The sequence below is a fragment of the Sinorhizobium meliloti genome (assembly GCF_017876815.1).
GTDB lineage: Bacteria > Pseudomonadota > Alphaproteobacteria > Rhizobiales > Rhizobiaceae > Sinorhizobium > Sinorhizobium meliloti.
Genome location: NZ_JAGIOS010000003.1, coordinates 1,017,078 through 1,042,479 on the forward strand (window position 1 = coordinate 1,017,078; position 25,402 = coordinate 1,042,479).

At 60.1% G+C, this 25,402-nt stretch carries 26 protein-coding genes and 1 pseudogene; 12 read left to right on the forward strand and 15 right to left on the reverse strand.

The window, feature by feature from the left end:
* Window positions 1-28: 28 nt before the first annotated feature.
* The 7 genes from JOH52_RS31395 to JOH52_RS31425 all read right to left on the reverse strand — a co-directional run bounded on the left by JOH52_RS31395 (window position 29) and on the right by JOH52_RS31425 (window position 7,574).
* Entirely contained in the window at window positions 29-1,042 is a 1,014-nt protein-coding gene (locus tag JOH52_RS31395; RefSeq protein WP_014528781.1) for a zinc-dependent alcohol dehydrogenase, read from the reverse strand.
* Between the two features lie 3 nt (window positions 1,043-1,045).
* Window positions 1,046-2,416, reverse strand: a complete 1,371-nt coding sequence (gene hisD, locus JOH52_RS31400) for a histidinol dehydrogenase (protein WP_014528782.1) — start codon at window positions 2,414-2,416, stop codon at window positions 1,046-1,048.
* Window positions 2,413-3,213, reverse strand: a complete 801-nt coding sequence (locus tag JOH52_RS31405; protein ID WP_014528783.1) for an ABC transporter permease — start codon at window positions 3,211-3,213, stop codon at window positions 2,413-2,415. The genes hisD and JOH52_RS31405 overlap by 4 nt, the downstream gene beginning before the upstream one ends.
* Window positions 3,210-4,154, reverse strand: a complete 945-nt coding sequence (locus tag JOH52_RS31410) for an ABC transporter permease (protein ID WP_003526864.1) — start codon at window positions 4,152-4,154, stop codon at window positions 3,210-3,212. The genes JOH52_RS31405 and JOH52_RS31410 overlap by 4 nt, the downstream gene beginning before the upstream one ends.
* A gap of 64 nt (window positions 4,155-4,218) precedes the next feature.
* The gene (locus JOH52_RS31415) at window positions 4,219-5,334 is read right to left on the reverse strand and encodes an ABC transporter substrate-binding protein (RefSeq protein ID WP_014528784.1); all 1,116 of its coding nucleotides are present in this window, start codon (window positions 5,332-5,334) and stop codon (window positions 4,219-4,221) included.
* 33 nt (window positions 5,335-5,367) lie between these two features.
* Entirely contained in the window at window positions 5,368-6,501 is a 1,134-nt protein-coding gene (locus JOH52_RS31420) for an ABC transporter ATP-binding protein (RefSeq protein WP_014532035.1), read from the reverse strand.
* A gap of 305 nt (window positions 6,502-6,806) precedes the next feature.
* Entirely contained in the window at window positions 6,807-7,574 is a 768-nt protein-coding gene (locus JOH52_RS31425) for an SDR family NAD(P)-dependent oxidoreductase (RefSeq protein WP_010967206.1), read from the reverse strand.
* Between the two features lie 130 nt (window positions 7,575-7,704).
* On the opposite strand from JOH52_RS31425, the gene JOH52_RS31430 reads away from it, so the two are divergent.
* The 4 genes from JOH52_RS31430 (at window position 7,705) to JOH52_RS35600 (ending at window position 11,990) form a co-directional block, all read left to right on the forward strand.
* Complete coding sequence (locus tag JOH52_RS31430) at window positions 7,705-8,817, forward strand: histidinol-phosphate transaminase (RefSeq protein ID WP_014528787.1); 1,113 nt, start codon at window positions 7,705-7,707, stop codon at window positions 8,815-8,817.
* Window positions 8,818-9,694: 877 nt separating this feature from the next.
* Window positions 9,695-10,690, forward strand: coding sequence for an SLAC1 anion channel family protein (locus JOH52_RS31435; RefSeq protein ID WP_014532038.1), 996 nt, complete (start codon window positions 9,695-9,697; stop codon window positions 10,688-10,690).
* Window positions 10,690-11,649, forward strand: coding sequence for a GlxA family transcriptional regulator (locus JOH52_RS31440; RefSeq protein WP_017266093.1), 960 nt, complete (start codon window positions 10,690-10,692; stop codon window positions 11,647-11,649). The genes JOH52_RS31435 and JOH52_RS31440 overlap by 1 nt, the downstream gene beginning before the upstream one ends.
* Before the next feature lie 95 nt (window positions 11,650-11,744).
* Entirely contained in the window at window positions 11,745-11,990 is a 246-nt protein-coding gene (locus tag JOH52_RS35600; RefSeq protein ID WP_014532040.1) for a membrane protein, read from the forward strand.
* Here the strand turns inward: JOH52_RS35600 and JOH52_RS31445 are convergent.
* Complete coding sequence (locus tag JOH52_RS31445; protein ID WP_014532041.1) at window positions 11,944-12,354, reverse strand: EAL domain-containing protein; 411 nt, start codon at window positions 12,352-12,354, stop codon at window positions 11,944-11,946. The genes JOH52_RS35600 and JOH52_RS31445 overlap by 47 nt on opposite strands.
* Before the next feature lie 458 nt (window positions 12,355-12,812).
* Between JOH52_RS31445 and JOH52_RS31450 the strand changes: the two genes are divergently transcribed.
* On the forward strand, window positions 12,813-13,226 hold the full coding sequence (locus JOH52_RS31450; RefSeq protein WP_026029889.1) for a response regulator: 414 nt from the start codon (window positions 12,813-12,815) through the stop codon (window positions 13,224-13,226).
* 282 nt (window positions 13,227-13,508) lie between these two features.
* Here the strand turns inward: JOH52_RS31450 and JOH52_RS31455 are convergent, their stop codons facing one another.
* Window positions 13,509-13,820 carry a hypothetical protein gene (locus tag JOH52_RS31455; protein WP_017266091.1) on the reverse strand — a complete coding sequence of 104 codons (312 nt, stop codon included), beginning with the start codon at window positions 13,818-13,820 and terminating at the stop codon, window positions 13,509-13,511.
* Window positions 13,821-14,153: 333 nt separating this feature from the next.
* Here JOH52_RS31455 and JOH52_RS31460 point away from each other — a divergent pair, with 333 nt between their 5' ends.
* The 4 genes and pseudogenes from JOH52_RS31460 (at window position 14,154) to JOH52_RS31475 (ending at window position 16,681) form a co-directional block, all read left to right on the forward strand.
* Entirely contained in the window at window positions 14,154-14,990 is an 837-nt protein-coding gene (locus JOH52_RS31460; protein ID WP_014532044.1) for a TIGR02587 family membrane protein, read from the forward strand.
* The gene (locus JOH52_RS31465) at window positions 14,987-15,433 is read left to right on the forward strand and encodes a TIGR02588 family protein (RefSeq protein ID WP_014532045.1); all 447 of its coding nucleotides are present in this window, start codon (window positions 14,987-14,989) and stop codon (window positions 15,431-15,433) included. Before JOH52_RS31460 ends, JOH52_RS31465 begins: the two co-directional genes overlap by 4 nt.
* A gap of 346 nt (window positions 15,434-15,779) precedes the next feature.
* Window positions 15,780-16,430 (forward strand): annotated as a pseudogene (locus JOH52_RS31470) (DUF433 domain-containing protein).
* Window positions 16,427-16,681, forward strand: a complete 255-nt coding sequence (locus tag JOH52_RS31475; RefSeq protein ID WP_014532047.1) for a DUF5615 family PIN-like protein — start codon at window positions 16,427-16,429, stop codon at window positions 16,679-16,681. The pseudogene JOH52_RS31470 and the gene JOH52_RS31475 overlap by 4 nt, the downstream one beginning before the upstream one ends.
* 349 nt (window positions 16,682-17,030) lie before the next feature.
* Here the strand turns inward: JOH52_RS31475 and JOH52_RS31480 are convergent, their stop codons facing one another.
* The gene (locus tag JOH52_RS31480; RefSeq protein ID WP_014532049.1) at window positions 17,031-17,435 is read right to left on the reverse strand and encodes a MerR family transcriptional regulator; all 405 of its coding nucleotides are present in this window, start codon (window positions 17,433-17,435) and stop codon (window positions 17,031-17,033) included.
* A gap of 54 nt (window positions 17,436-17,489) precedes the next feature.
* On the opposite strand from JOH52_RS31480, the gene JOH52_RS31485 reads away from it, so the two are divergent.
* The 3 genes from JOH52_RS31485 to JOH52_RS31495 all read left to right on the forward strand — a co-directional run bounded on the left by JOH52_RS31485 (window position 17,490) and on the right by JOH52_RS31495 (window position 20,243).
* A complete protein-coding gene (locus tag JOH52_RS31485; RefSeq protein WP_014532050.1) occupies window positions 17,490-18,278 on the forward strand; it encodes a glutaredoxin family protein in 789 nt (262 codons plus the stop codon).
* A 146-nt stretch (window positions 18,279-18,424) separates the two neighbouring features.
* Window positions 18,425-19,036, forward strand: coding sequence for a class I SAM-dependent methyltransferase (locus JOH52_RS31490; RefSeq protein WP_014532051.1), 612 nt, complete (start codon window positions 18,425-18,427; stop codon window positions 19,034-19,036).
* 856 nt (window positions 19,037-19,892) lie between these two features.
* Window positions 19,893-20,243, forward strand: a complete 351-nt coding sequence (locus JOH52_RS31495) for a DUF2200 domain-containing protein (RefSeq protein ID WP_014532052.1) — start codon at window positions 19,893-19,895, stop codon at window positions 20,241-20,243.
* A gap of 164 nt (window positions 20,244-20,407) precedes the next feature.
* Here JOH52_RS31495 and JOH52_RS31500 read toward each other — a convergent pair whose 3' ends face one another.
* The 5 genes from JOH52_RS31500 to JOH52_RS31520 form a co-directional block, all read right to left on the reverse strand.
* The gene (locus JOH52_RS31500; protein WP_014532053.1) at window positions 20,408-20,995 is read right to left on the reverse strand and encodes a DJ-1/PfpI family protein; all 588 of its coding nucleotides are present in this window, start codon (window positions 20,993-20,995) and stop codon (window positions 20,408-20,410) included.
* A 120-nt stretch (window positions 20,996-21,115) separates the two neighbouring features.
* Entirely contained in the window at window positions 21,116-22,081 is a 966-nt protein-coding gene (locus JOH52_RS31505; RefSeq protein WP_010967146.1) for a substrate-binding domain-containing protein, read from the reverse strand.
* A gap of 29 nt (window positions 22,082-22,110) precedes the next feature.
* The gene (locus tag JOH52_RS31510; RefSeq protein WP_014532054.1) at window positions 22,111-23,106 is read right to left on the reverse strand and encodes an ABC transporter permease; all 996 of its coding nucleotides are present in this window, start codon (window positions 23,104-23,106) and stop codon (window positions 22,111-22,113) included.
* Window positions 23,072-24,664 carry a sugar ABC transporter ATP-binding protein gene (locus JOH52_RS31515; protein ID WP_014532055.1) on the reverse strand — a complete coding sequence of 531 codons (1,593 nt, stop codon included), beginning with the start codon at window positions 24,662-24,664 and terminating at the stop codon, window positions 23,072-23,074. Before JOH52_RS31515 ends, JOH52_RS31510 begins: the two co-directional genes overlap by 35 nt.
* Window positions 24,661-25,353 (reverse strand): GntR family transcriptional regulator, encoded by a 693-nt coding sequence (locus JOH52_RS31520; RefSeq protein ID WP_017264484.1) that lies wholly within the window; start codon window positions 25,351-25,353, stop codon window positions 24,661-24,663. Before JOH52_RS31520 ends, JOH52_RS31515 begins: the two co-directional genes overlap by 4 nt.
* Window positions 25,354-25,402: the final 49 nt, after the last annotated feature.

Here is a 25,402-nt window from a genome sequence, read left to right on the forward strand (position 1 = left end):
GCATTCGGAATGACATGACGGACCCGGTTCAGCCCGCCACCTCGATGATCGTCTTGAGCGCATTGCTCTCGCCTCGCAGCAGCCTTTCATAAGCTTCCGGCACATCGTCGAGCGTCGGCAGCACCTCAATGAAACGTTGCAGCGCCGGCGCCAGATCGGCGAGCAATTCGATGGCCTCGGGCAACTCGCCCGCAAAGGCATGACAGCCGACGAGCGATATCTCCCGCTCCACTATGATGTTCGGATCGAAATCGAGCTTGCCGTGGCCGATGCCGACGAGCGCCAGCGCTCCGCCGCCTGACAGAATGTCGAGAGCTCGGGCGATCGCCTGGATGCTGCCGGTGGCATCCAGTGCATAGCGCACCCTTCCGCCGGAAAGCGCGGCCTCGACCACCGCCCTGTCAAGAGCAACGACCGCGCCGCCAGTCACCTCAGCGACAAGGGCGGCTTTGTCGGCGTTCAGATCGCCGAGCAGCAGCGGACCATCATGCAGCCGGGACAGAAGAAGCGCACTCAACCCACCGATCGTGCCGCAGCCGATGACGAGGACCGGTTCGCCGGCCGGAATGGCAAGGCGACGTACGGCATGCAAGGCCACTGCCAGCGGCTCGGCCATGGCGGCAACATGGGGCGAAAGCTGCGGATCGTGGCGCACGACCAGTCGGGCTGGCAATTGCACTGCCTCGGCAAAGCCGCCGTCACAAATCTCGCCGACGAAGCCCAAGGTCTCGCAGACATTGCTGCGGCCGCTCGTACAAGCCGGGCAAGTGCCGCACCACATGCGTGAGTCCGCCGAGACGACGTCTCCCCGCACCACGTGACTGACGCCCTCTCCGATCGCAGTCACGCGACCGCAGAATTCATGGCCTGCCGTCGAGGGCCGGCGCGAGATCCATTGGCCGGTACGGTAGTTGTGAAGGTCGGAACCGCAGATGCCAGCAGCCCTTACTTCAAGGTTGACGAAGCCCGGCGGCGGAGCCGACGGTTCGGCGACCTCTCCCACCCGCAAATCCATGGCGCCGTAAAGCCGCACAGCCTTCATGGTTCAGGCGCCCTTCTTCAGATAACGATCGCGCACGGGCGATACGGCAAGCGCATGCGAGGAGAAGCCCTCGTAGATCGCCAGATTGTGGGAATGCCTGGCGAATTCCGGATAGGCCGGTGCCGTGACATAGCCGATCGAACTGCGCTTGACGAAATCGGTGACCGACAGCGGGCCGAAGGTGCGGGCCCAGCGGCTGGTTGGCAATACGGCGTTGGGCCCGAGCGAGAAATTGGCGATGCTGACCGGGGTATGGGTGCCCATCAGGATTTCGGCCGCTTCCGTGATGTGGCCGAGATGTATGAAGGGCTGCTCCGACAGGAGTTCCAGATGCTCGGGCGCATAGGCGTTGACGAAGGCGTAGCTTTCCTCAATCGAAGAGGTCAGAACGATGCCGCCCGTCTTCCCCGTCAGCACGGCCTTTGAAAAGGCGACGCGCTGCTCGGTCATTTTCGCCCAATGTTCCGGAAGGGCTGCGAGCGCCTCCTCGGCGACGCGGCGGCTGTGGGTAACGAGGTAAGCGGAAGAATCCGGGCCATGTTCGGCCTCGATCAGCAGGTCGAGCGCGGCAAGGCCACCATGGACCGTGTCGTCGGCGAGGATCATCACCTCGGACGGACCAGCGGGAAGCCCGGTATCGATGACGCCGGAGAGCGAGCGCTTGGCGGCGACCACCCAAGGGCTGCCGGGACCGACGATCTTCAGCGCCGGCTTGACCGTTTCGGTGCCATAGGCGACAGCAGCAACGGCCTGCGCGCCGCCCGCCTTGTAGACGGTTTCAACGCCGGCGAGACGTGCAGCAACCAGCGTCGCGGCATCGACCGAACCGTCCGGCGCCGGCGGCGTGACAATGGCCAGGTTCGGGACGCCTGCAACCACGGCCGGGACCGATGTCATCATAGTCACCGACGGGAAGGAGCCCTTGCCCCGTGGGACGTAGAGCGCGACCGACTGAATGGGCGTGAAGCGGTCTCCGGCAAAAGCGCCGGGGCGGATCTCCTTCAGCCACATGGCTTCTGGCTTCTGCTCCTCATGGAATTTGCGGATGTTGTCGATGCCGAATTGAACGGACTCGAGGACACTTGCATCAACCAGCTTGAAGGCCGCATCGAACTCTGCCGCCGTAACCTTGAGATTGGCTTCCGTTACATCGGCCTTGTCGAGTTCGCGGCCGAAGCGTGCCAGTGCCTTGTCGCCCTCGGTGCGGACCGCTTCGAGGATCGGCGCGACCTTTTCGATGAAGCCCGATATGTCGGTTTCCGAACGGCGCAGCAAGGCGGCCTTCTCTTCGGCGTTCAGCTTCGAATATTCGTAGAAAGACACTGATGTCATCGTCTTGTCCTTGTATCTGGCCAGTTGGGGCCGGAGGGTCATTTCGATTTCAGGAAGATATCCAGACCGACCAGGCGGTCGAGCAGCGCGATCGCGAGACCGGCGCAGGCGATGAACACGACCGAGATCGCGGCCAGGTCCGGCGTGATGATCGAGCGGATGGAATTGTAGATCTGGACCGGCAGCGTCACGCTTCGGGCGTCGACCAGCAGCAGGCTGACCAGAAACTCGTTGAGCGCCAGAATGAACATCAGCAGCGATCCCGTGATCACGCCCGGCAGGACCGCCGGCAGCGTGATGTAGAGGAAGCGTTGCAGCGGCGGGGCTCCGCAATTGGCCGCCGCCAGCTCCAGATCGGGCGACAGATTGCTGGCACTCGCCGTCACAGCCCAAATCATGAAGGGCAGGTTGATGACAGCGCAGGCGATCCCGACCGGCCACAATTTTCCCAGAACGCCCATATTGCCGAGTACCAGCATCATGCCGATGCCGGAACCGATCAGCGGAATGGTGAACGGCAACAAGAGATAGATCTGGATCGAACGGGCAAACCGCACCCGATACTTGGCCAATGCGATGCCGGCGAGCGTGCCGACCGGGATCGAGACCAGGGTGCATATCGTGGCAACGATCAGCGAACGAACAAAAGCTTGCCTGAGGTCACTTGCCTGGGCGATCGCCCCGTACCATTTCAGCGACAGGCCGTCCGGCGGGAAGGTGATGATGTTGCCGGCGGTGAATGAGGCTCCGAGCACCACGACCGTGGGCGCGGACAGCATCAAAAGTGCAGTCGTGACGAAGGCCCACAGGACGAAGGATTTGCTTTTGCTGGCCGTCATTTGCGGTCTCCCGTCATGGCGAGCGTACCTGCACCGAACAGCATGAAGACGACGCCGACGAGCATGGACCCGACCGCAACGAGCATCAGCGACAGCGTGGCACCCATGCCCTGGTCGGAGGTGCGGAAGAACTGGTCGTATATCGCGTTGGCGATAAAATCCTGCGTGCCGCCGCCGAGGATGGCGGGAATGGCGAAGTCGGTGAGCGACAGCGTCAATACCACCAAGCCGGCACCCACCAGCCCCGGCCGGGAGAGCGGCAGAACGATGTGGCGGAATGTCCGGGTCCAGCCCGCGCCGAGCGAGGCGGCAGCGGCCTCGAGTTCGCTCGGGATAGCGGTCAGAGCCGGTGCGAGCATCAGCACCGCGAAAGGCAGCATGTACTGGACGAGGCCGAAAAGGACCGCCGGGTAGTTGTAGAGCAGACGTATCGGCGGCACGCCGACGAGACCGAGCGCCTCGTTGACCATGCCCTGGTTGCCGAGAATGATGAGCCAGCCATAGGCGCGCACCACCTGCCCGATGAAGAAGGGCAGGAAAAGCGCAACCAGCAGAAATTTGCGAAGGGCGGACGACGGCGTACGCACCATGAGGTAGGCATATGGAAAAGCGAGCAGCAGGGTGATCACCGTCACGATCACCGAACCGACAAGGCTGCGGCCGGCAACCGTCGCGAAGAAGCTTTCGGTCAGAACACGCTGATAATTGGCGAGCGTGTAGCTCTCCGACATCAGGAAGGTATTGGTGTCGAGCGTTCTCAGGCTCGTGTCGCCGATCTGGACGAGACCGAGCACCAAAAGGCCCACAAGCACGAGCGCGGGCATCAGCATGAGATAGGGCAGGCCCCGCTGGAAGCTCGATGGCCAGACGATGGCCGCAAGGCGTTCGAGCACATCCATGACGCGCCACGTCAGGGGATATGCAGCACGGGGAGCGCGCATGGCAACGATCCTGTTTCACGAGAGAAGGCTGCCCGCCGCAAGGGTGCGGCGGGCAGATAAGGCATCAGCCCTGCATGATTTCCTTGAACTTGGCGAACCACTGGCTCTCGTTCTCGACCTGTACCTTGGCCGAGATACGGATCAGCTGCTTGAAGTCCTCCTCCGTTGTTGGATAGGAGGGGTCGCCCACGAGATCGGCGGGCGGCGTGATGCCGGGGATGACGCCGGGCAAGCCGAGACCGTCCAGCCAGATCTGCTGCGCTTCCTTGGTCAGGGCGTGGTTGATATATTGCTTGGCCCAGTAAAGCTCGTTCTCGGGCAGACCCTTCGGTATCCAAAGGCCGTCCGTGTCGAACTTGGCGCCTTCCTCCGGCACGACCCAGGCGATCTCGATGCCGTTCTTCTTGGCTTCGCGCGCATTGGTCGAGATGGTGCAGGCGGCGTCGATCTCGCCCTTCTGGAACCAGGTGGTAAAATCCGGGTCCTCGCCGAGCAGCGGCTGTTGCTCCTTGATCTTGGAGATGAAATCCCAGGCCGGCTGCATGTTGCCCGGAATGTCCTCGAGCTTGCCGCCGCCGGCGACTTGTGCGGGGAAGTGGAAGCCGATCCCGTCGTTATACAATGCGATCCGGCCCTTGAGCTTGGGGTCGAGCAGATCCTTCCAGGATTTTGGCGCGCCGTTCGGGAAGGCCGACGGGCGATAGGCGAGCACGTAGACATAACCGTAGGTGTTGACGATCGGATAGCCGTCGAGGCCGACCGGCTTTGCGAGATCCGTGGCGTTCTTGAGGTTCGGCAGGTCGGACAGGTCTTCGGTCACGCCGCGCAAAGCGGACTTGGTGGCGTTCGTCGTCGTATCCCAGTTGATGTGGATCGGCGGGACGCGCTTCTGGGCAACGGCGGCCCAGACCTTCGGCTGGATCTCGTTGTCCTCGGTCAGGTCGTGACGGACGGCAATCCCGGTCATCTTGGTAAAGCTGTCGGACACGCCAGCCTTGAGCGCATCGACCCAGCTGCCGCCCCAGGCGCGAACGATAATCTCGGCCGGCTTTTCCGGCTCCTGGGCAAAGGCGCGGCTGACGCCGAGGGTCGAAAGACCCGCCGAAGCGCCGGCCGCGGCCATGGACGCAAGCAGCGTCCGGCGGCCGATCTGCGCGGACAGGAACTTTTCATGCGACATTACAGGTTCTCCTCTGGCTGGACCTTCTGGGGGTCACTTTTGAAAGACATGCATATCCCTTGCATTCCAGCCGAGACGAACCTCGTCGCCCGGACCGAACTGCAAGTGGGATTCCGGATCGTGATCGAAGACGCGCATCAGCACGCCTGCCAGATCCGGAACCCGGATCTCGTAAACGACTCGATCGCCTTCGAAAATGCAATCGACCACTTGGCCGTCGACCAGCGTTTCCAACTCATCGAGCCGCCCGCCCCTGGGCGCAATGCGTATTTGTTCCGCACGAAGCGCTCCGCTGCAGGATAGACCGGGCGCGAGAGCGGCATCGGCAGCGATGCCGACGAGACGTACACCGTTCGTTTCAAACACGGCCTGCGTCGAAGTAAGTTCGACGATCCTTCCTTCGAGAAAATTGGTCACGCCGATGAAGTTGGCAACGAAGGCATTCGACGGCGCGCGATAGGCATCGACCGGCCGGGCCTTTTGCTGGATGGCTCCGCCATTCATGATGATGATCTCGTCGGAAACCACCAGCGCCTCTCGCTGATCGTGGGTGACGTTGATCGTAGTGACGCCGAGCTCTTTCTGGATGCGGCGGAACTCGAGCTGCATCTCCTCGCGCAGCTTGCGATCCAGCGCGGCAAGCGGTTCGTCGAGCAGCAGCAGATCGGGCTCGAACACCAGCGCCCTGGCGATGGCGACACGCTGCTGCTGGCCGCCCGACAACTCATTGATCCGTCGGTCTCCGTAGCCGCCAAGGCGCACGAGATCGAGATAGCGCTCGACCTTTTCCGGGATCGTGCGCGCGTCATGGCGGCGCATCTTGAGCGGAAAGGCGACGTTTTCGGCCGCCGTCATATGCGGAAAAAGCGCGAGCTTCTGAAACACCATACCGATGGCGCGCTTGTGCGGCGGCACGGCACTGACCGGGCGCCCATTGATGAAGATCTCACCGTGGGTCGGCCGGTCGAAACCGGCGATCATGCGCAGCAGTGTCGTCTTACCGGATCCGGACGGGCCGAGAATGGTCAGGAACCGCCCCTTCGGGAGGTCGAATGAGGCATTCCTGACAGCGTGAACATCGCCGAAAGCCATGCCGACGTCCTTGACGGAAACAGCGACCGGATTGACGGATACGGTCGGACGGAGACCAGCAGCAACAACGCCCATACGATTCCCCTGTCTTGCTCCAACCGATGAGACCGCGGCGAAGCTTTATTCTATTCGACCCGGCGGGAAGGCACTCCACCAGCCTTTACGCCTAGTTGTCTATACATATTAGTACAAGTACCGTCAACCGGCATTGCGCATTTTTTGCGCTGCAATTCTATATGCCAATTATTTGTGCAGGTGCGAAAGGAAGGCGCACAGCCGCTGACAGTTTGGCAGCGACGGACAGAATGACAAGCAGTCAAGACGGGTCCGTCGTACGGTTTGCACCCCACACGGAGCACTCACGCAAGTTCGCGCACGGATCAGATCGAGGCGAGGTAGCCGCCGTCGGCAGGAATACAATGCCCCGTGATATAGGCAGCCGCATCGCTGCAGAGGAAAACCGCGACACCGCCGATGTCGCTTTCCTTGCCAAAGCGCCGCTGAGGGATTTTTTCCAGCATGCGGGATTGCCAGTCCTCGTCCTCGTAGAAGCCCGCAGTCATGGCAGTGCGGAAATAGCCGGGAGCAATGGCGTTCACCCGGATGTTGTGCGCTGCCCACTCGGTTGCCAGGGCACGCGTCACGCCGAGTAGGCCGGATTTCGAGGCGCCGTAGGGTACCGCCGTCGGAATGCCGACGTAGGATGTCAGGGAACAGAGATTGACGATCGCTCCGCCGTTTGCGTCCGCCATGATCCGGCCCGCCGCCTGGGCACAGAAGAAGGCGCCCTTCAGATTGGTCGAGACAATAGTATCCCAGAGCGCCTCGTCTACATCGAAGGAAGGCCGGACATTCTCGAACCCGGCATTGTTGACCAGGATGTCGAGACCGCCCAAACCCTCAGCCGCTGCTCTCGTGACGCTTGCGCAGGCTTCGACGTCGCGGACATCCTGGGCAAGCGCCACCGCGCGCCTGCCGGTCTTTTCGATCAGTGCCCGGGTCTCGGCCAAACCCTCTACCGTTCGCGCGGTCACGGCCACGTGCGCACCGGCCTCGGCCAAAGCGACGGCGATAGACTGCCCTATGCCGCGGCTTGCTCCCGTAACAAGAGCGCGGCGGCCGGAAAGGTCGAAGATCGGGCTGGTCATGACGGCTCCTGTTCTGGTTCCCCACCGGGATGGACATCATTATCTCAACAACATGTCTATACATATATACAGATCATGAATCCCGGCTTATGAATAGCACATGGCAATGGCACCCCATGGAGACGGTAAAATGGCAATCCCTTCAAGGCCCATACGGGAAGAAATCCGCTCGATCGCCCCCTATAATGCCGGACTGACGCTCGAGGAGGTGCGAGCGAAGTACCATGTCGACGAAGTTGCCAAGCTCGGCTCCAACGAGAACCCTCTCGGTCCCTCGCCCGCCTTGCGCCGGCTCTTTCCCGACATCGGCGAACTAGCCCGGCTTTATCCCGATCCGCAGGGCCGCGCGCTCTGCGCCCGGCTGGCTGCCAGCTTCGATGTCGAGAACAATCAGGTTATCCTCGGCAACGGCTCGGAAGATCTGATCGCCGTCATTTGCCGCTCCGTCGTGCGCGCGGGCGACACTGTGGTGACGCTCTATCCATCCTTCCCCCTGCATGAAGATTATACGACTCTGATGGGCGGAAAGGTCGATCGCGTCACCGTTACCCCCGACCTCTCCGTCGACATGGACGCACTTCTCGCCGCGATTGCCCGCAAGCCGCGTATGCTGATGTTCTCGAACCCGATGAACCCCGTCGGCTCATGGCTGACACCGCTCCAACTGGCAAAGGTTGTCGCCGCGCTCGATCCGGAAACGCTCATCGTGGTCGACGAGGCCTATGCGGAATATGCAGCCGGCGACGACTATCCAAGTGCGGCCGAAGTGCTGAAGGTGACGGGCTTGAACTGGGTCGTCCTACGCACTTTCTCCAAAGCCTACGGACTGGCAGGCCTGCGTATTGGATATGGTATTGTCAGCGACGGCAGCCTTTGCGATTTTTTCAATCGTGCGCGCACTCCGTTCAACACCAATGCGATCGCGCAAGTATCCGCCCTCGCCGCCTTTGATGATACCTATCACCTAAACCGTTCCGTCGAGCTTGCTCTTGTCGAACGCGAACGGATGAAGAAAGAGCTCGCGACGATGGGCTATCGAATTGCACCATCGAAATGCAATTTCCTGTTCTTCGACGCACGCACAGAAGCGACCCCGGTGGCCGAAGCACTGCTCCGGCGAGGCGTCATCGTCAAACCCTGGAAACAACCCCGATTCGAGACGTATATTCGCGTCAGCATCGGCTCGCCTGTGGAAAACGACCACTTCATCCATGCGTTGAAGGAGGTCGAGGCTGCCGGATGAGGCAGGCGTGAACCGGACTGGTTAGGCATTTGATGGGGTCGAACCTGAAGCGTTTGGGCTCGTTTGTCCAGAACTCGCAGATGTATTCCGTAGTGGGTGAGCCCCCTTGAGCGTCTTCAGACTAATGTCAAGCCGCCGCAACGACCGCTGTTGTCGCGAAGGTAAGCAGGAATAGACGGCACGCGCAAAACCATTGTCACATTTACTCCTCTTCGACCAGACACAACTGAGTCGTTAATGCAGCAGCGGCGGAAGATTGCCATCCCCTGTGACGATCGACATCGTCGGGATCACAGTCGTAATAGCAACGGGACTTGCGCCCGCAAAGGCAGTCCAGCCCACGACAAATGATTCCTGATGATACATTATGCGATCTTTCGAGCCAGAACGTGAACATCCTCGCAACAAAGCCGGGCATAGGGCTCGTGAAGGACCGCTCCGTTCGGCGCGAGACAGTCATCGAAAGCAGGCACAGCGAATGGCCGATTTAATCCCCTCTGGTGCACCGGGCGGCCCGGTGGCCTGACTGGCATCAATCGATGCCCGGGTGGTATGTGGTGCGCCGGTCGAGGCGACCCTCGAAAGGCGCAGGCCCTCGACCGCGCGACGTACATAAGTTCCTGGCGGCTGCATTCGCCACAGCTTAAACGTGTATGGCCAAGAACATCCCGATATTGGCGGAGAATGTTCGAAACGAGTTCTCGCAAGTGACTGAATTCAGTTTGCTTCGCCGCAGCTACTTCATTTGAGGATTCGTCTGCGAGATCCTGTCCGGAAATGTACGCGATGAGTCTGAAATCGTCCCAATAGACCCATTTAAGACAAAACTGCTGCGTGCTTTAATCCTGTCAGCATCTTTTCGGACAAGGAGCAGCCGATGACCATTCAATCCATCAATATCTCGAGCAGCTCGCCGCTGGCGCGCCGTTCGATTTCGCAGCTTCCCATTAATCTGTTCGCCTCAGTAATGGGGATCACCGGGCTGGGCCTCGCTTGGCGTGAGGCGGCAAAGTCTCTGGGACTACCGAGCTTGCCGGGAGAATATATCGGCGGGCTCGGCACTTTGGTCTTCGTTGCCCTAGCCATCGGCTATGTCAGCAAGTGGGTGCGGCACCCTTCTTCAGTTTCGTCAGAGTTCGCCCATCCGGTTCAAAGTAACTTCTTCGCCACCGTGGCTATCGGCCTTCTGCTGCAATCTGCTTTCCTCAATCGATACAGTCCGCTTCTTTCCCAAGGTGTTTGGATAGCCGCGTCGGCGTTAACCTTTGCCTTGGCCTATGTCGTCGCCAAAGCCTTCCTGGGGCGTCAGCAATTACACGAGACGACACTGCCGCCCCTGCTCATTCCCGGTGTAGCGACACTGGACATAGCGGTAACCGGGTATGCCATGCCGTTTTCCTGGGCGCATGAAGTAAACATGCTCGCGTTCGCGATCGGCAGTGTCATGGCCGCAGTTTTCGTTGCGCTCATTTTTGCCCGTCTGCGGCACGAGGATCCCGTTCCGCTGCCTGCCCGCCCATCCTTGATGGTGCTGGTCGCTCCATTTGCGGTCGGCTTTCTCGCCTACACCAACGTCACTGGTTCGGTCGACCTATTCGCCACGGTTCTCTTTTACTTCGGCCTATTCCTGATGCTTGTGCTCTCGCCGATGGTCTTCCGGACGCATATTCCCTTCAGCATTACCTGGTGGGCAATCAGCTTCCCGCTCGCAGCTCTGTCTATCGCCTTCTTCCGATATGCTGAGGCTGTGCAAAGCAATTTCCTCGTCATGCTGGCAGGGGTCATGTTCGTCTTCCTTGCCGTTGCGATCACCGTCGTTTTCATCCGCACTGCGTGCATCGTTCTGACCGGCAGGCTTTTCGAGGTAAAGTGATGTCGACGCACAAAATTGCGATCGTAGCGATGCAGGGCGTGCAATTGCTCGATGTGATCGGCCCGTCCGACGTGTTCGCGGAAGCAAACCGCCAGAGTGGTCTCGGCTACTACTCGGTAGAGGTCGTCAGCACTTCTGGCAGCCCCGTCAGAGGATCATCTGGATTGGCACTCATTCCCGATCGCCTAATCGACGAAGAACCGTCCGAAGTCGATACGCTTCTTGTAGCAGGCGATCCGCTCATCCAGGAGCGGCCGCTCACCGAAAACCTCCTGCGCTGGGTGAAGCAGACCTCGGCCAAAGCCAATCGCGTTGGGTCCGTCTGCTCCGGGGCTTTTGTGCTCGGCGAGGCAGGTTTACTTACCGGCAAGCGAGCGACCACGCATTGGTCGCAGGCATCGGAGTTTGCAAGGCGTTTTCCGGATGTGAAGCTTGAACCAAATCGCATTTTTACAAAGGACGGCAACGTTTGGACATCGGCCGGGGTTACCGCTGGGATCGATCTGGCGCTTGCGATTGTCGAGCAGGACCTCGGTTTAGAGATTGCCCTCAGAGTCGCTCGAGAGCTCGTGGTGTTTCTCAAACGGCCCGGCGGACAGACACAGTTCAGCACGCTCCTTGCCGGGCAGATGGCCCAGAAGACGCCGATCCGTGCGGCCCAGGACTTCGTCGCCGACAACCTCGCCGCCGACCTCACCGTGGCGGCCCTGGCGAAGCGCGTGGGAATGAGCGAACGAAACTTTTCAAGGCAGTTCAAACAGGAGGTCGGCATGACACCGGCCGACTATGTCGAAAGCATGAGGCTAGAGGCGGGTCGCAGATTGTCCGAGGACACCAGCATTCCACTCAAGAGGATCGCCATTGATATAGGCTTCAGCGACGATGTCCCCTTCCGGCGATCCTTTGCCCGCAGATTTGGCACATCCCCGGCTGCCTATCGGAGGAGCTTCGGGTCCTAGTCGTATGCCGCCATCAGCTGCCCGTTCCCTGAGCGTTGATACCCGGAACCTCACCGCCCGTCGGCGGTTCCCCCTTCCCTAACAGGAGAAACAACATGGCGAACGACGAACTGAGCGCCGGCTTCACCGGAACGCCGACAGAACCGCCCACTGGTGTCCGAAAGATAGCGAAGGCAGCCACCGGCGCAGTTAGCCGCGAAGCGAACGCTGTTGTGGTAGGAGCCGCAGATCACCCATACACTGCAACAGGATTGGCGCTCGCCGTCGGCGCCGTTGCCTTTGCCATCGGCTATATTATGGGTCGATCGTCAGGTGACAACGGCCGAAGTCAATGGCGATAGAAGCCGCGCAATGATCGCGCCGCCGGTTGGCGCGCTGCTGGTATAGACGCAGGTGGTGGCCGCGCCGGCTCAGAGGGCGATCTCGATAGATTCGGATCTCTTCGGCGGCGAGGCCCTTGTTAATGTAACGTTGCCCCTCATTGCCGGCAGCGTTTGCTGCGCAGGCGGGGTTTCCTCTTAGTCTCCGCACCAAGAAATTGGCGAAGCATTTCTTTTGACACACCGGCTTCGAGAGCAGGAAGCCTTGGAAACCGCAGCCGAGACGGTTCAGAATTTCGCTCTGCTCTTCGGTCTCGACACCTTCGGCCGTGGTGCGCAGCCCCTTGGCTTGCGCTACACCGATTATCGACTGCACAATAGCCACGCCGCCACCGGGTTGGTCAAAGGCAGCGACGAAGGAACCCTTTCAATCGTCCCATAGTCGTGCCGGTCTACGCACTCAGCTCCAATACGTGTATTCCCGTTGATACATTATGCGATCTGTTGAGCAGAGAACGGGAACATACTTGGCAAGTAAAAGATTTACCAAGTATTCCAGTCCAGTATGCATAATCCACACATGACAACCTTGAGGCGCCGAGCTAGACCAGGGCAAGATGGCGCTTGGACGTGTTCGACGGGGTTCACCGGCAGCCGTTGGTGTTTGCGAGAAGCAACCCGACGCGAAGGTACACCGAAGCTCGAGAGGTATCCCATCTGTTGCACTTCCATGACGCGCTGCCGCGCGAACATGCGGTCTGGCCTGGCCAGGAACCTGAGCAGGCGCCGAATTCAGTCACATTAAGGGAACAGTTTGCCAAATCGCGCGTTCACGGGAACCTTATTCTCGGGGGACAGGCATTAGAATCAGTCACCATATTGCTCGCGGAAGACGAGACTCTCCTGCTGTTGGACTTCGAAGACGCGCTTAAAGAGGCGGGGTTCATGGTTCTGGCTGTGACTAGCGGCAAGAAGGCAGTCGAGCACTTGAAAGCCGCAGAGTCCTCCATTGCTGGAATAGTCACGGACATCCGCTTCGCCGAATCCCCAAGCGGTTGGGACGTCGCCCGCATTGCAAGGGAGATCGACCCTGAGATGCCGGTCGTCTACATCAGCGGGGACAGTGCTCCCGATTGGGCCTCTCAAGGCGTTCCTAAGAGTATCATGATCGAAAAGCCTTTCGTCATGTCACAATTGATCGTGGCAATTTCGCAGTTGCTAAATGACAGGAGGGCAGGAGCCGCAGCTTTGGAATAACTTGGGGGGCTAACCTTCACGAGGAGGCATTTCGCCTCTGTCCTGTGACAAGATCCGCGACCCCAATGCACGGCGTGTGGACTACCGATTTCGACTCGACTTCCCGCCGCCCCGCATTCTGCCTCGGCCGCTGAACCAACGCGCCAACCGCAAATTGCTTGGCGCCCATGAAACGGACGAATGGCCTATCGTCATCGAGGCCCTCGGGCCTGGCAGCTGTACCGCCTCAGCACGGTAGACGTTCCACCTTGCCATTGCTACAGAGCGATCCCGACAAGAATCTTATGCCTCATCATCGCCGTTGCCCCCGCTACTCTGCGACAGAACCTGTACGAGTCGGTCGCAGTCTGCATTTTGACCTGCAAGCAGGCTTGCCGGGTCAATGAGTCCTACGCTGACCCCGACGGCATTCGCAGCCGCCCATCCCCAATCTTCCTGGGCGCGTTGGAGAAGCCTTGGAGCTTCGGCAGCGACGCAGGCGCGTCCTGCCTGGACAATCTCGCTTGACGGCACACCTCGAAGGTGCTCGGATATTTCCGCCTGCAGCGGACCGACGACAAGGATGGCAAACAGATAGCTGATGAATTCCGACACTGCATTCTCCGGGCTGGTTTCGGGAGAGATATGGGGATCGCTGCAGAATAAAACCATAGATCGGCGCGGCGCTACCTAAACGGCTCAAGCGGCGGAAGGATATTCTCCCAGGATAATGCGCACCCCCTTACCAAGGGAGGCCCGTTCCCCCCGGCGAGTTGAAGGTCCGACCCCGTGCGGCTGCTTGGGCGCGAGGATAGAACGACCAACGAAACGCAGCGATCGCAGTTGCACGCGATGTGGCGGAACAAGATCGCGCGGTAGACATTGTTTCCCCACTTGATCCCAGCCGCCGAGGCTGGTGGTCGAACTACATCGTGAACGGGGAACGACGTGACGCCAGCTGAAGTAGTCGTCGGTCCGACACCGCGCGAGTTCTGGATTGGTCTTGGCCGCGCGTTCGCCGGAGCATTGATCTTCGCAGTGCCTGTACTGATGACGATGGAAGCTTGGGCTCTGGGCTTCCACCTTCACCCCTTGCGCCTTGCGCTGTTGCTAGTAGCCACCGTTCCCACCCTGGTGCTGCTGCACAAATATGGTGGCTTTCGCAAGTCAGTGGGGCTGCGTGATCGAATCGCGGACGCATTCGTGGCCCTTCTTGTGGCCGCTATAGCTGCGTCGGCGATTCTCTTTACCTTTGGCATCGTGGACGCAGACATGCCGTTGCGGGAGATCGTCGGGAAGGTTGCCGTGCAGATTGTCCCCGGCAGCTTGGGCGCATCGCTGGCCCGGGCCCAATTGGGTCCCGGTCCATTGGAGGGGGATGCCGTTCCGGAGCCCGCCTATGCGGGAGAATTGTTCCTGATGGTGGTCGGAGCGCTGTTTCTGTCAGTGAACATCGCACCGACCGAAGAGGTTGTCCTTATCGCCTACAAGATGAATCCCTGGCACGAAATTGCTCTAGGGCTGGGCACCCTGGGCCTAATGCATGTCTTCGTCTATGAACTCGAATTCCGCGGTACGCACAATCCAGAACCGGGCGCTGGGTTTGTCAACATCTTCTTTCGTTATACGATCGTCGGCTACTGTCTGGTGATGCTCGTGAACTTCTACATCCTTTGGACTTTCGGCAGAACTGATGGTGTCGGTTTTTCGGAGACGCTCAGCGCTGTCGTGGTCCTATCCTTCCCAGGCGCACTTGGCGCGGCGGTAGCGAGGCTCATTCTGTGAACAAGGGCTCCACAAAAGCCGAAAGGCAAGAGAACTCTCGCTCCGAAAACGAGGAACCCACGCGAAAGCCGGGGACCTCCATCGCGGAGTGGATCGTGGCAGGAGTAAGCTGCCTGGCCCTGCTTGCAGTCCTCGGCTACCTCATCCTCGACGGCTTAAGCGGACGTAACGGGGCCGCCGATATCATTGTGCTGCCGACCGAGGTCACGGCCATGAACGATGGTTACGTGGTCGAGTTCGCCGCCAACAATCGTGCAGGAAAATCGGTCGCTGCGGTCGAGATCAAGGGTGAACTTCGCGATGGCGAAGAGGTGGTCGAGGAGAGCGGTGTCACGATTGACTATATTCCGCAAAAATCGGAGAGGAAGGGCGCACTGATCTTTCGAAGTGATCCGGAGGCCTACGAGCTGCGAATTTTTGCGAGTGGATACAGTGAGCCTTGACCAGCAGGACTGCGACGAGCTTGTTCTGCGGTTCAGGTGGCCGCAGAAGGTCGGTTATTCATCTGTTTTCACGAGACCTGGCGCAAGGCAAAGTCCCGGCCGGACACGGCCTCGATCGCCTCAGCAGAACGGCTTGCGATAGCTCCACGCTACTTCGGGCGACTTCGATGCAGCGGTGCATCGGCATCGCTCATTTCCGACGGGGATGGCGGCCGCAAGCGAGATCGACCGCGCCGCTACTAAAAAGGCAGGCAGCGGCCATCTAACCGGTTCGACTTTGAAGGGCTCGGAACTCCTCGACACTGCCTTGATATGCGAGTTTTATATTCCGACACATCGATTTAGTATGGAAGCTCACATGCTCGCAGTTGCGGAAATGCAGAAGGCGAGCGAGGCCGCCGTTGTCTCACGCGTGAGCCTACGCGACATCAATCGCGTTATAGATGAGCACATGCTGTCAGACGCCTTCGTTTCGCTCGACAATGGCCGCCACGCGCTGGCGGGAGCCTGTTCGCTCATCGCCTTCTATTTTGAAAGCGCGCGCCGCCTGACGTCGGAGGAGCGACTGTTTGCTATCCGCACCGTACAGGCCCGACTGGCAAAAGCGCGCACTCCCCTGGGCGGCCCTGTTGCGCGAGGACTGGACCGTGCATCACGAGTTTCTGACGATCGATCTTATGCCCTTTATGAGAGGTGCGAGCGAACGGCTGGACGACCTTGCCGCAGCGCGAGAAATCGTCACATCACCCGACGTCCTTGGCGGGACGCCTGTCATCCGCGGCACCCGCGCTCCAGTCTATGATGTTGCCTCATCCGTAGCTGCTGGTCATTCGGTTGAGCGCATCTTGGAAGCCTGGACACGGAGAAGATAAGGCTCGCCTCTATCTGCGCGGAAGCGAACCCGTTGCGCGGCCGGCCCCGCGTCTCCGGCGACATTCCCGAAGGCTCGGTCATCGTCACGGATCGTCGCGTCCCCCGTCGTAGGAAGACGGGATGAAGTTTCTGATCGATGAGTGCCTCAGTCCTCAACTGGCAAAAGTGGCAATCGAAAAGGGCCACGGCGAAACAAGCCACGTCGTCTGGATCAAAATTGGCGGTCTGAAGGACTGGGAGCTCAAACCGATCATTCTCGAAGGCGACTGGACGTTTGTCACGAGGAACTCGGTCGATTTCCGGGGACCAAAAGACAAGCCGGGCACCAAGGGACAATATCCCGAAGCGGTGCAGCAGTCGCTGACAAGTCGGTAAACCAGGCCGCGCGCTACTACAATGATGCGGAGCGAAAGTTTGGCAGAGCGGCACCTCTGTTCGTCTGAGCTGGCGCAGCGCTATCGGACCACCCGGCGCTCTGTTCCTCACAGGCAGCCGAGAAAATATGTCGATCCTCTATTCTGTCGACACGGCTCCGCTGTCAGATCGCGAAGATAGCCGCGCGAGTTGACATGCCCTGCTCTCTTCAGATTGCATGCAATACGGATGTTCTCGATTTGAAGAGGAGCGAAGACGCTCGAAACAGCCTGATGGTCGAAATCAAAGAGGCCATGGAACGCTGCGGTATCCCAGGCCCGAATCCCTCCGCGGCCGACCTGATCCGAGCTCAAACTCCAAAGGAAGCCAGGATCGGACACGGCCCGGTCTTGTCCTCTGCGCATTCAGAGACCAGCTTACGGAGTGCTTCCCGGGCGCGATTAAGCTCTCCAATTCTGGCATCCAGCTGCTCAAGCTTCTTCTTCGCCAGTTCCCGTGCGGCCGAGCGGTTGTGCCCGGCATCCAGTGCCAGAAGCTGCCCGATCTCCTCAAGCGTGAAACCGGCCGCCTGCGCCTGTTTTATGAAACGTAGTCGGCGCACGTCTTCGCCTCCATAGCGGCGCACGCCTTCTAACCGCTTCGGCGTCGCCAGCAGGCCCTTGCGCTGGTAGAAACGGATGGTTTCAACACCCACGCCTCCGGCCGCCGCAAGTTTTCCGATCGTCAGTTCTTGAAGGCCTTGACTCTGTACCATGCTACGGAACTTATAGTCCTGCCAACGATTTCACAAGAACAAGGAGATGTGAAAATGTTGGACAGGACCATTCCGCATAATCTCGCCAGGAAGGCCGTCCTGTACCGGATGGTAATGCCAGGCCACACCTGCCCCTACGGATTGAAGACGAAGGATCTGCTGCAGCGGTCAGGCTACGAGGTGGATGATCATCACCTGACCACCCGCGAGGAGACGGACGCCTTCAAGGCGCAGCACGGCGTGCCGACGACGCCTCAGGTCTTCATTGATGGCAAGCGGGTCGGGGGCTACGACGATTTGCGTCGTTTTCTCGGGAAACCCGTTGCCGATCCGAAGGCGACTACGTACCGTCCGGTTATCGTTTTGTTCACGCTGACCGCACTCACGGCGATGGCGGCGAGCCATGCCGTCAACGGAACTCCATTTACTTTGCGCGCCGCCGAATGGTTCATCGCCTTTTCGATGGTGGTTTTGGCGATGATGAAACTCCAGAACGTCGAGAGCTTTGCGACGATGTTCTTGAACTATGACCTCCTGGCAACGCGCTGGGTTCCATACAGCTACATTTATCCCTATGCCGAGGGATTGGCTGGTGTGCTCATGGTGGCAGGCGCTCTGAACTGGTTGTCTGTTCCAGTCGCGATGTTCATCGGTACGGTAGGGGCTGTTTCGGTCTTCAAGGCGGTTTACATCGACAAGCGTGAACTGAAGTGCGCCTGCGTCGGGGGATCGAGCAACGTCCCCCTTGGTTTCATCTCGCTTACCGAAAACCTAATGATGATCGCGATGGCAGTCTGGATGGCCGCTGGGAGCATTGGGCTCATAGCAACCCACGCTATGTAACGCCGCGCGATGCAAACGCGGCCGATGAACGTGCGGGGCATGGAGAGTGGCTTACCGGCGCATTCTACGAAGGACGATGCGTTCCGCCTATCGGCGCGGTTTGCCATAAACCATGATCTCAGGGAGAGTACTAGCGGAGAAGAACCATGGGCATCTATCGGGACGTGATCTTGCCGAGGCTATGCGATCTCTCGATGCGCAACGAACGTCTGCGCCCCTACCGTGAGCGCGTGATCGGCGCCGCGCAGGGGCGCGTTCTGGAAATAGGCGTCGGCTCTGGCTTGAACCTCCCGTTTTACGGCCCTGTGGTGGGTGAAGTTCTGGCGCTCGAGCCGTCCGCGGGTCTTGTGGCGATGGCCCGCGAAGCCCCGCGTCCCGACTTGCCCGTCAGCTTCATCGACGCGTCTGCCGAGGCCATACCGCTCGATGACAAGAGCGTCGATACCGTCGTGACCACTTGGACCCTATGCACGATTCCGGACGCGGCCGCAGCGCTGACGGAAATGCGCCGCGTACTCAGACCTGGCGGAAAACTGCTGTTTGTTGAACACGGCCTTGCGCCCGACCGCGGGGTACGTTGGTGGCAGGATACTCTCACGCCTGTCTGGCGGCGGATCAGCGGCGGCTGTCATCTCAATCGTCCGATCCGGTCAATGATCGAATGCGGCGGTTTCCGAATGGAGCGGGTCGAGACCGGATACATGCAGGGACCGAAGCCCATGACGTTCATGTACGAAGGCAGCGCCCGCCCGGAGTGATGCGTACCGCCGAGGTCACCCGGCTCGGCGCGCGGGCCTCTATCTAGGTAATACCCTCTACCGCATTCCTGGTTCGAACGAGCCGGAAAGTGTCAGGCGCTCCTCATCGTCAGGCTGCTTCCGCATGACGAACGAGGACGTCCTCAGACCTCTACAAAAGGGTGAAGATCGGGGCGAAACTGGTCGTCCTCTAGATCCTTTGCCCAGCGGTTCCAGATGGAGGCGGCCGTTAGACATACCACCCGTTGCGAATTGAAGAGCCAACCGCTCCTGAAAACGCTGGAGCTTTGTAAGGGGTGCAGGAAAAATTGATCCATTGGTGGACTTTAATGGCGCGAAGATGAGTGGATATGGCGCAAAGGGAGGATTAGCCCACCTTGCTACTTATCTGTACACCAAGAGTGCTACATTCAACGCTAGATCCCATGATTTTAGGTCGAGTCGGCCCGGTGGCACGCAAGACTTCCGATCGGGTTATGACGACCTTCACCGGCCGCTCGCCAGCCTTGCGCGACCCGGCGGCATCCCATCTGGGACGGGTGTGGTCGGCAGAGCCCGCCCGGATAGCATGAGCATCCGGCTTGATCGCATCATCGACCTCGATGACATGCAGTAGTGGCTCATATTGCACACGGATCAACCGGGCGGCATCTTGCGCCAGCAACGCCGAGGCCGCAAAGGCTGCACCTGCGTCGTCGCTTCGTCCCTGGCTTGTTCAAACCTCAGGCAAGGCGCGACATGGCGGCTTGAATGGCAGGGGGCCTTCGGAACCTGAAATCTCAAGGCATTGGACTCGGATAAGCAGATGGACAAATCAGTTATCAATCACTGTCTCGCGAAACCCTGAGGAGGACACATGGAGAAACATCGCATCTATTCGGTCAGCGTCGCGAGCGTCTATCCCCACTATGTCGCCAAGGCTGAGAAGAAAGGACGCACGAAGGCGGAGGTCGATGAAATCATCTGTTGGCTGACGGGATATGGCCCACAGGCCCTGGACGACCAGCTGGCGAAGAACACCAGCCTCGAGAACTTCTTTGCGCAAGCACCTCGGATGAATCCCTCCCGAGCGTTGATTACAGGGGTGATCTGCGGCGTCCGCGTGGAAGAAATCCAGGATACGACTATGCGGGAGATCCGCTACCTGGACAAACTGATCGATGAACTCGCGAAGGGGAAAGCGATGGACAAAATCCTGCGAAAGTAATCAGCCACGTTTCAGATTGTGGAGCACGCGTTCGACAGTCAGGAGCGACGTCCGGTCGAGCCACCGCTCCTGCTACAGCAGAGCGCACGTCACCCGCTTTGGCAGCAATCTCCCTCGGGCCGACCACCCGAGGGCACGCCGTCGTCGATCTCACCCTCAATCCATTACGTGTGGGTGATCTTCGTGCCGAGCACGTTCAGGCACTCGCGCATGAATGCCGCAAGGCCCGTCCACCCCTTCGCCGAGACCATGTTGCCGTCGACATAGGCCGCGGTGGGCTCCACGTCGATGTAGGTCCCACCAACAGCTGTCACCTCTGGCTCGCAGGCGCCAAGGCCGGCGACCTTGCGGCCCTTCAGCACGCCAGGCACAGCCATGAGGATCTGCACGCCATGGCAGATCGTAAAGATCGGCTTGCCCGTGTCGTGGAAATGCCGAACCATGTCCTGAACGCGCTTGTCGGTGCGGATATATTCCGGGCCGCGTCCGCCCGCCGCATAGACGGCGTCATACTCCTCAGGCCGCACATCGGAAAAGGTCTTGTTGATGTCGGCATAGTGGCCGAGCTTCTCCGTGTAGGTCTGGTCGCCCTCGAAGTCGTGCAAAGAGGTCTTGATACGGTCGCCCGCCTTTTTGTCTGGGCAGACGACGTGCACCGTGTGGCCGACGGCCTCCATGCCCTTCTGGAAAACGTAGATTTCGTACTCTTCGGTGAATTCGCCGGTCAGCATGAGGATCTTCTTGCCGCTCATGTCATATCTCCTGTTGCCTTAGATAAGTTGAGACGCGGAATGCGGGTGGAAAACCCCACATATTTTTCCTCACCCCGCTCTCGTGTTTGATCGATGCTCGGCCATTGGGCCGGGCGACACTCAGAATGGGGAGTCGGGGAAGTAGAACTGGTCGGCGTTCTCCGGAGTGATAAGCGGTGCACCGAGCAGGAACGAACCGCGCATAGGCGCCTGACCAGCGAATTGTGCCGCTGTCATATAGATGGCCGACTTGATCATCGACGGCGGATAGGGTGTCGAGACCGGTGTGCGCTCGTTGCCTTCCTTCACCATTTCGATGACTTGCTTCATGCCGTTGCCCCCGAGCGCATATTTGATGTCCTTGCGGCCCGCACGGTCGACGGCCTCGATAACGCCGAGCAACATGTCGTCATCGTTGGCCCAGACGGCGTCGATCTTCGGGTACTTTGCAAGATAGTCCTGCATGAGCTTGAAGGCTTCGTCCTGGTTCCAGTTGGCGTATTGGATATCGAGGATCTTGATGTTCGTCTTGTCGATGACGTCCGAGAAGCCTTTGATGCGTTCGTCGTCGATCACGGTCGGGATGCCGCGCAAGACGACGATCTCGCCTTGCCCGCCAAGTTTGTCGGAAAGCCAGCGCGCGGTATTGGCACCCACGGCGATGTTGTCGCCAGCGACATAGAGGTCCTGGATCGTCGGGTCGGTGAGGCCACGGTCGACCACGGAAATGAAGGTGCCGTTTTTCTTAATCTGCTCGACCGGTCCTGTCAGTTCCTCCGACGTAAACGGCAGAATGACCAGCGCGTCGAGCTTCCGGGTCGCCGACAGGTCTTCAAGCGCGGAGACCTGAGCGGTCGCCGATGACGCGGTCGACAGCACGACGTCTACATTCGGAAACGCGGCCTCGACCTCTTTCTCAGCCTGTTCCGCATGGTAGACGACTCCTCCCGTCCATCCATGCGTTGCGGCCGGAATCGACACGGCGACAATCCTCTTCTCCTGGGCCTGAGCGGTGCCCAGTGGCTGAGCCAGGACCAGGGTAGCCGTCGATAACAAGAGTCCAGCCTTGCGGATAATAGACTTCATTTTCTCCTCCTTCGAAGTCGGTGCTGTTTTCAGCGGTTGGCAGTAAAGCGGTGCGCCAGCATGGCGATGATGATGATCGCTCCCTGAACGGCGGCGACGAGGTACTCCGAGACCAAGTCCGACAGAACCATGACGTTGGCGATCACCTCGAGGATGAGGGCGCCGGCCACCGTGCCGCCAATGCGTCCGCGCCCGCCGCGGAGCAGCGTGCCCCCGATCACGACCGCGGTGATGACCTGCAGCTCCCAGAGCTGGCCGGTCGTTGGCGTCGCCGCGCCGAGGCGGGGCACATAGCAGATCGCAGCGACGGCGACGCAGAAGCCCTGGATCACGTAGGCGCCGGTGCGCACGCCGGCGACGTTCACGCCCGAAAAGCGCGCGACCTCGACATTGGATCCTGCCGACTTCAAGCGGCGGCCATACTTGGTCTTGTAGAGCAGGAAGGCGCCAGCCATGACCACCACGAAGGTGATGAGCACCGGATATGGAATACCGAAGACGCTGCCGAAATAGACCGGCCGATAGGCTTCCCGGAGGCTGCGATCGATGGGCAGCGAGCCGCCGTCGGTCATGAAGGTGATGAAGGCGCGGAAAATGCCCATCGTGCCCAGCGTGACGATGAAGGGCTCTATTCGCCCAACGGTCACGATAACCCCGTTGAAGAGGCCGCACAGTGCTCCGACCAGCAGCGCTACGCCCGCTCCCATCGGAATCGCCCAGGCTCCAAATGCCGGGGCGAGATGGTTCATCGCCATGATCATGATACCGGTGACGAAGGCCATCATCGAACCCACCGACAGGTCGAGCCCGCCGGACGAGATCACGAAGGTCGCCCCGACGGCGATAATCGCAATGAAGGCGCTCCGCGTGATGACGTTGATCAGATTGGCCGACGACACGAAATTGGGGTTCACCAGCGCCCCGAACAGTACGATCACCGCAAGGGCGATGAAAGGCGCCAGATCGGCCCAACGGATGCGCGCTCCTTCGTTAGTGGGTGCGAGTGTTGCTGTCGCTACGGTCATGTTTCTCCTCCCCGACGTCCGCGCACCCACCGGTCGTGGCGGCGTAGACGACATTTTCCTCATTGATTTCATCGCCGCGTAGCTCAGCGACGATCCTCCCGGCACGCATCACCAGCACACGGTCGGCAAGACCTACGAGTTCCGGCATTTCCGACGAGATGACGATGCAGGCTTTGCCGGCGCGCACCATCCCGTCGATGAAGTCATAGATCTGGCTCTTGTTGCCGATATCGATCCCGCGAGTCGGCTCGTCGATGATGATCACCGACGGATCGGCCATCATGACCTTGGCAAGAAGTAGCTTCTGCTGGTTCCCGCCCGAAAGCTGGCTGGCTTCAAGGCGCATCGAGCGCACGCGAATGTCGTAATCAGCCACCGCCTTTCGAAGGCGGGAAAGCTCACCTTGCTTGTCCAGAAAAACACCCGGATTGATCGTATCCAGCGCCTGCAGGGTGAGGTTAGGACCGAGCTTCTCCTCCAGGAGCAGGCCTTTGCCCTTGCGGTCCTCGGTCAGGTAAACGAGTCCGGCGTCCATTAGGGTACGGACGGAGCGGCTCCCTATCTCCCGGCCGTTCAGGACGATGCTTTCAGCCTCTGACGGACGAAGGCCCATCAGGCCCTCGATCAGTTCGGTACGACCCGCCCCGACCATGCCGCCGATACCCAGCACTTCGCCGGGGCTGACGCTAAAGGAGACGGTCTGCGAGCCGTGGTCGACGGCAAGGTTGGTGACTGACAGGATCGGAGCAGCGGTCGTGGCTGACCGCTTATGCGGATAGAGCATGTCCAGCTCTCGCCCGACCATCAGTTCCGCCATTTCCCGCTGGCCGAGGCCTGCCGCCGGCCAGGTTCCGATCATGCGGCCGTCACGAAGCACGGTGATCCGGTCGGCAAGAACCTGAACCTCATCGAGACGATGGGAGATATAGAGCACCGCAACCCCGTGATCGCGCAAGCTGCGAACGATGTCGAGCAGCGCCGCCACTTCGTCGTTTGCGAGAACCGCAGTAGGCTCGTCGAAGATGATGACCTTTCGCTCGTCGAGAAGGGCACGCGCGATCTGCACGAGCTGGCGCTGGGCGAGCGGCAGCTCACCCACACGGTCGCGCGGCCGCGCCGCTGAACCGACCCGTGCGAGGAGTTCGGCGGCACGACTGTTCATCGCCTTGTCATTGACCAGCAGACCGCGGCCGACCTCGCGACCCAAATACAGGTTTTCCGCAACGGTGAGGTCCGAAGCGAGCAGGATTTCCTGGTGCACGAGTACGATGCCGGCGTTCTCCGCCTCCACCGCATTTCGGAACTCGACCGACTTGCCCTCCAGGAGCAAGTGGCCGGCCGTTGGGACGACATGGCCGGAAAGGAGCTTCATCAGCGTCGATTTTCCGGCGCCGTTCTCACCGATAATGGCGTGAACCTCTCCAGCATGAACCTCAAGCGTGACGTCCGAAAGGACGGTAATCGGGCCGTAGGCTTTGCCAAGGCCCTCTGCCGCGAGTGCGGCGACAGCACGGTTTGGCGGCGGCGCGACCGCATTGGAAGGCAGAGCCGCGTTCATTCGAAAGCCGAAAGCAAGCGGTCGCGCGAGCGCTCGATGTGGACGCGCATGGCATCGTGTGCGGCCTGCGGATCGCGCGCCCGGAAGGCAGCCAGCAGGCTCTCATGCTCTTCGAGCGCCTCCTGAGTCACCCGGATGTGGAACATCAGCCGGAAGATGTGCAGATGGACATGCTGGTTCGACAGAGTGCTGCGGATCACGTCGTTTCCGGCGATTTTCAGGATCTCGTCATGGAACTGCGCATCGGCGCGGGCAAAGCGGGAGTAGCGTGTGTTACGATCGACCGGCGCCTCGCCGTGGCCCATGTCGGCGGCGGAATTCTCGAGCTGCTGGAGCGCCTCCGGAGTCATATTGGCGGCGGCAAGCCGGGCAGCTGCGGGTTCGATCAGCAGGCGAAAGGCATAGAGGTCTTCGAACTGCTTGCGCGTCCATTGCGGGGCTGCACTATAGCCGATCAGATGCTCTTTGCGAACGAGGCCCTCGCGTTCCAGCCGACTCAGGGCCTCGCGGATCGGCGTCTGCGAAACGCCGAGTTCGCGAGCGAGGACATCGATCGGAATGCGTGCACCGGGCGCAATATCGAGCGACATCAGCCGGTGATAGATGCTGTCGTAGACGCCTTCGACCACACTCGTCGGGCGAATACCAGCCCCCCTGCTTGCCCGCTCCGCTGCAATTGCCACTGCCATTCTCCGACTGCTTATTGACATACGACGTTTTGTTGCAAATAACATATCG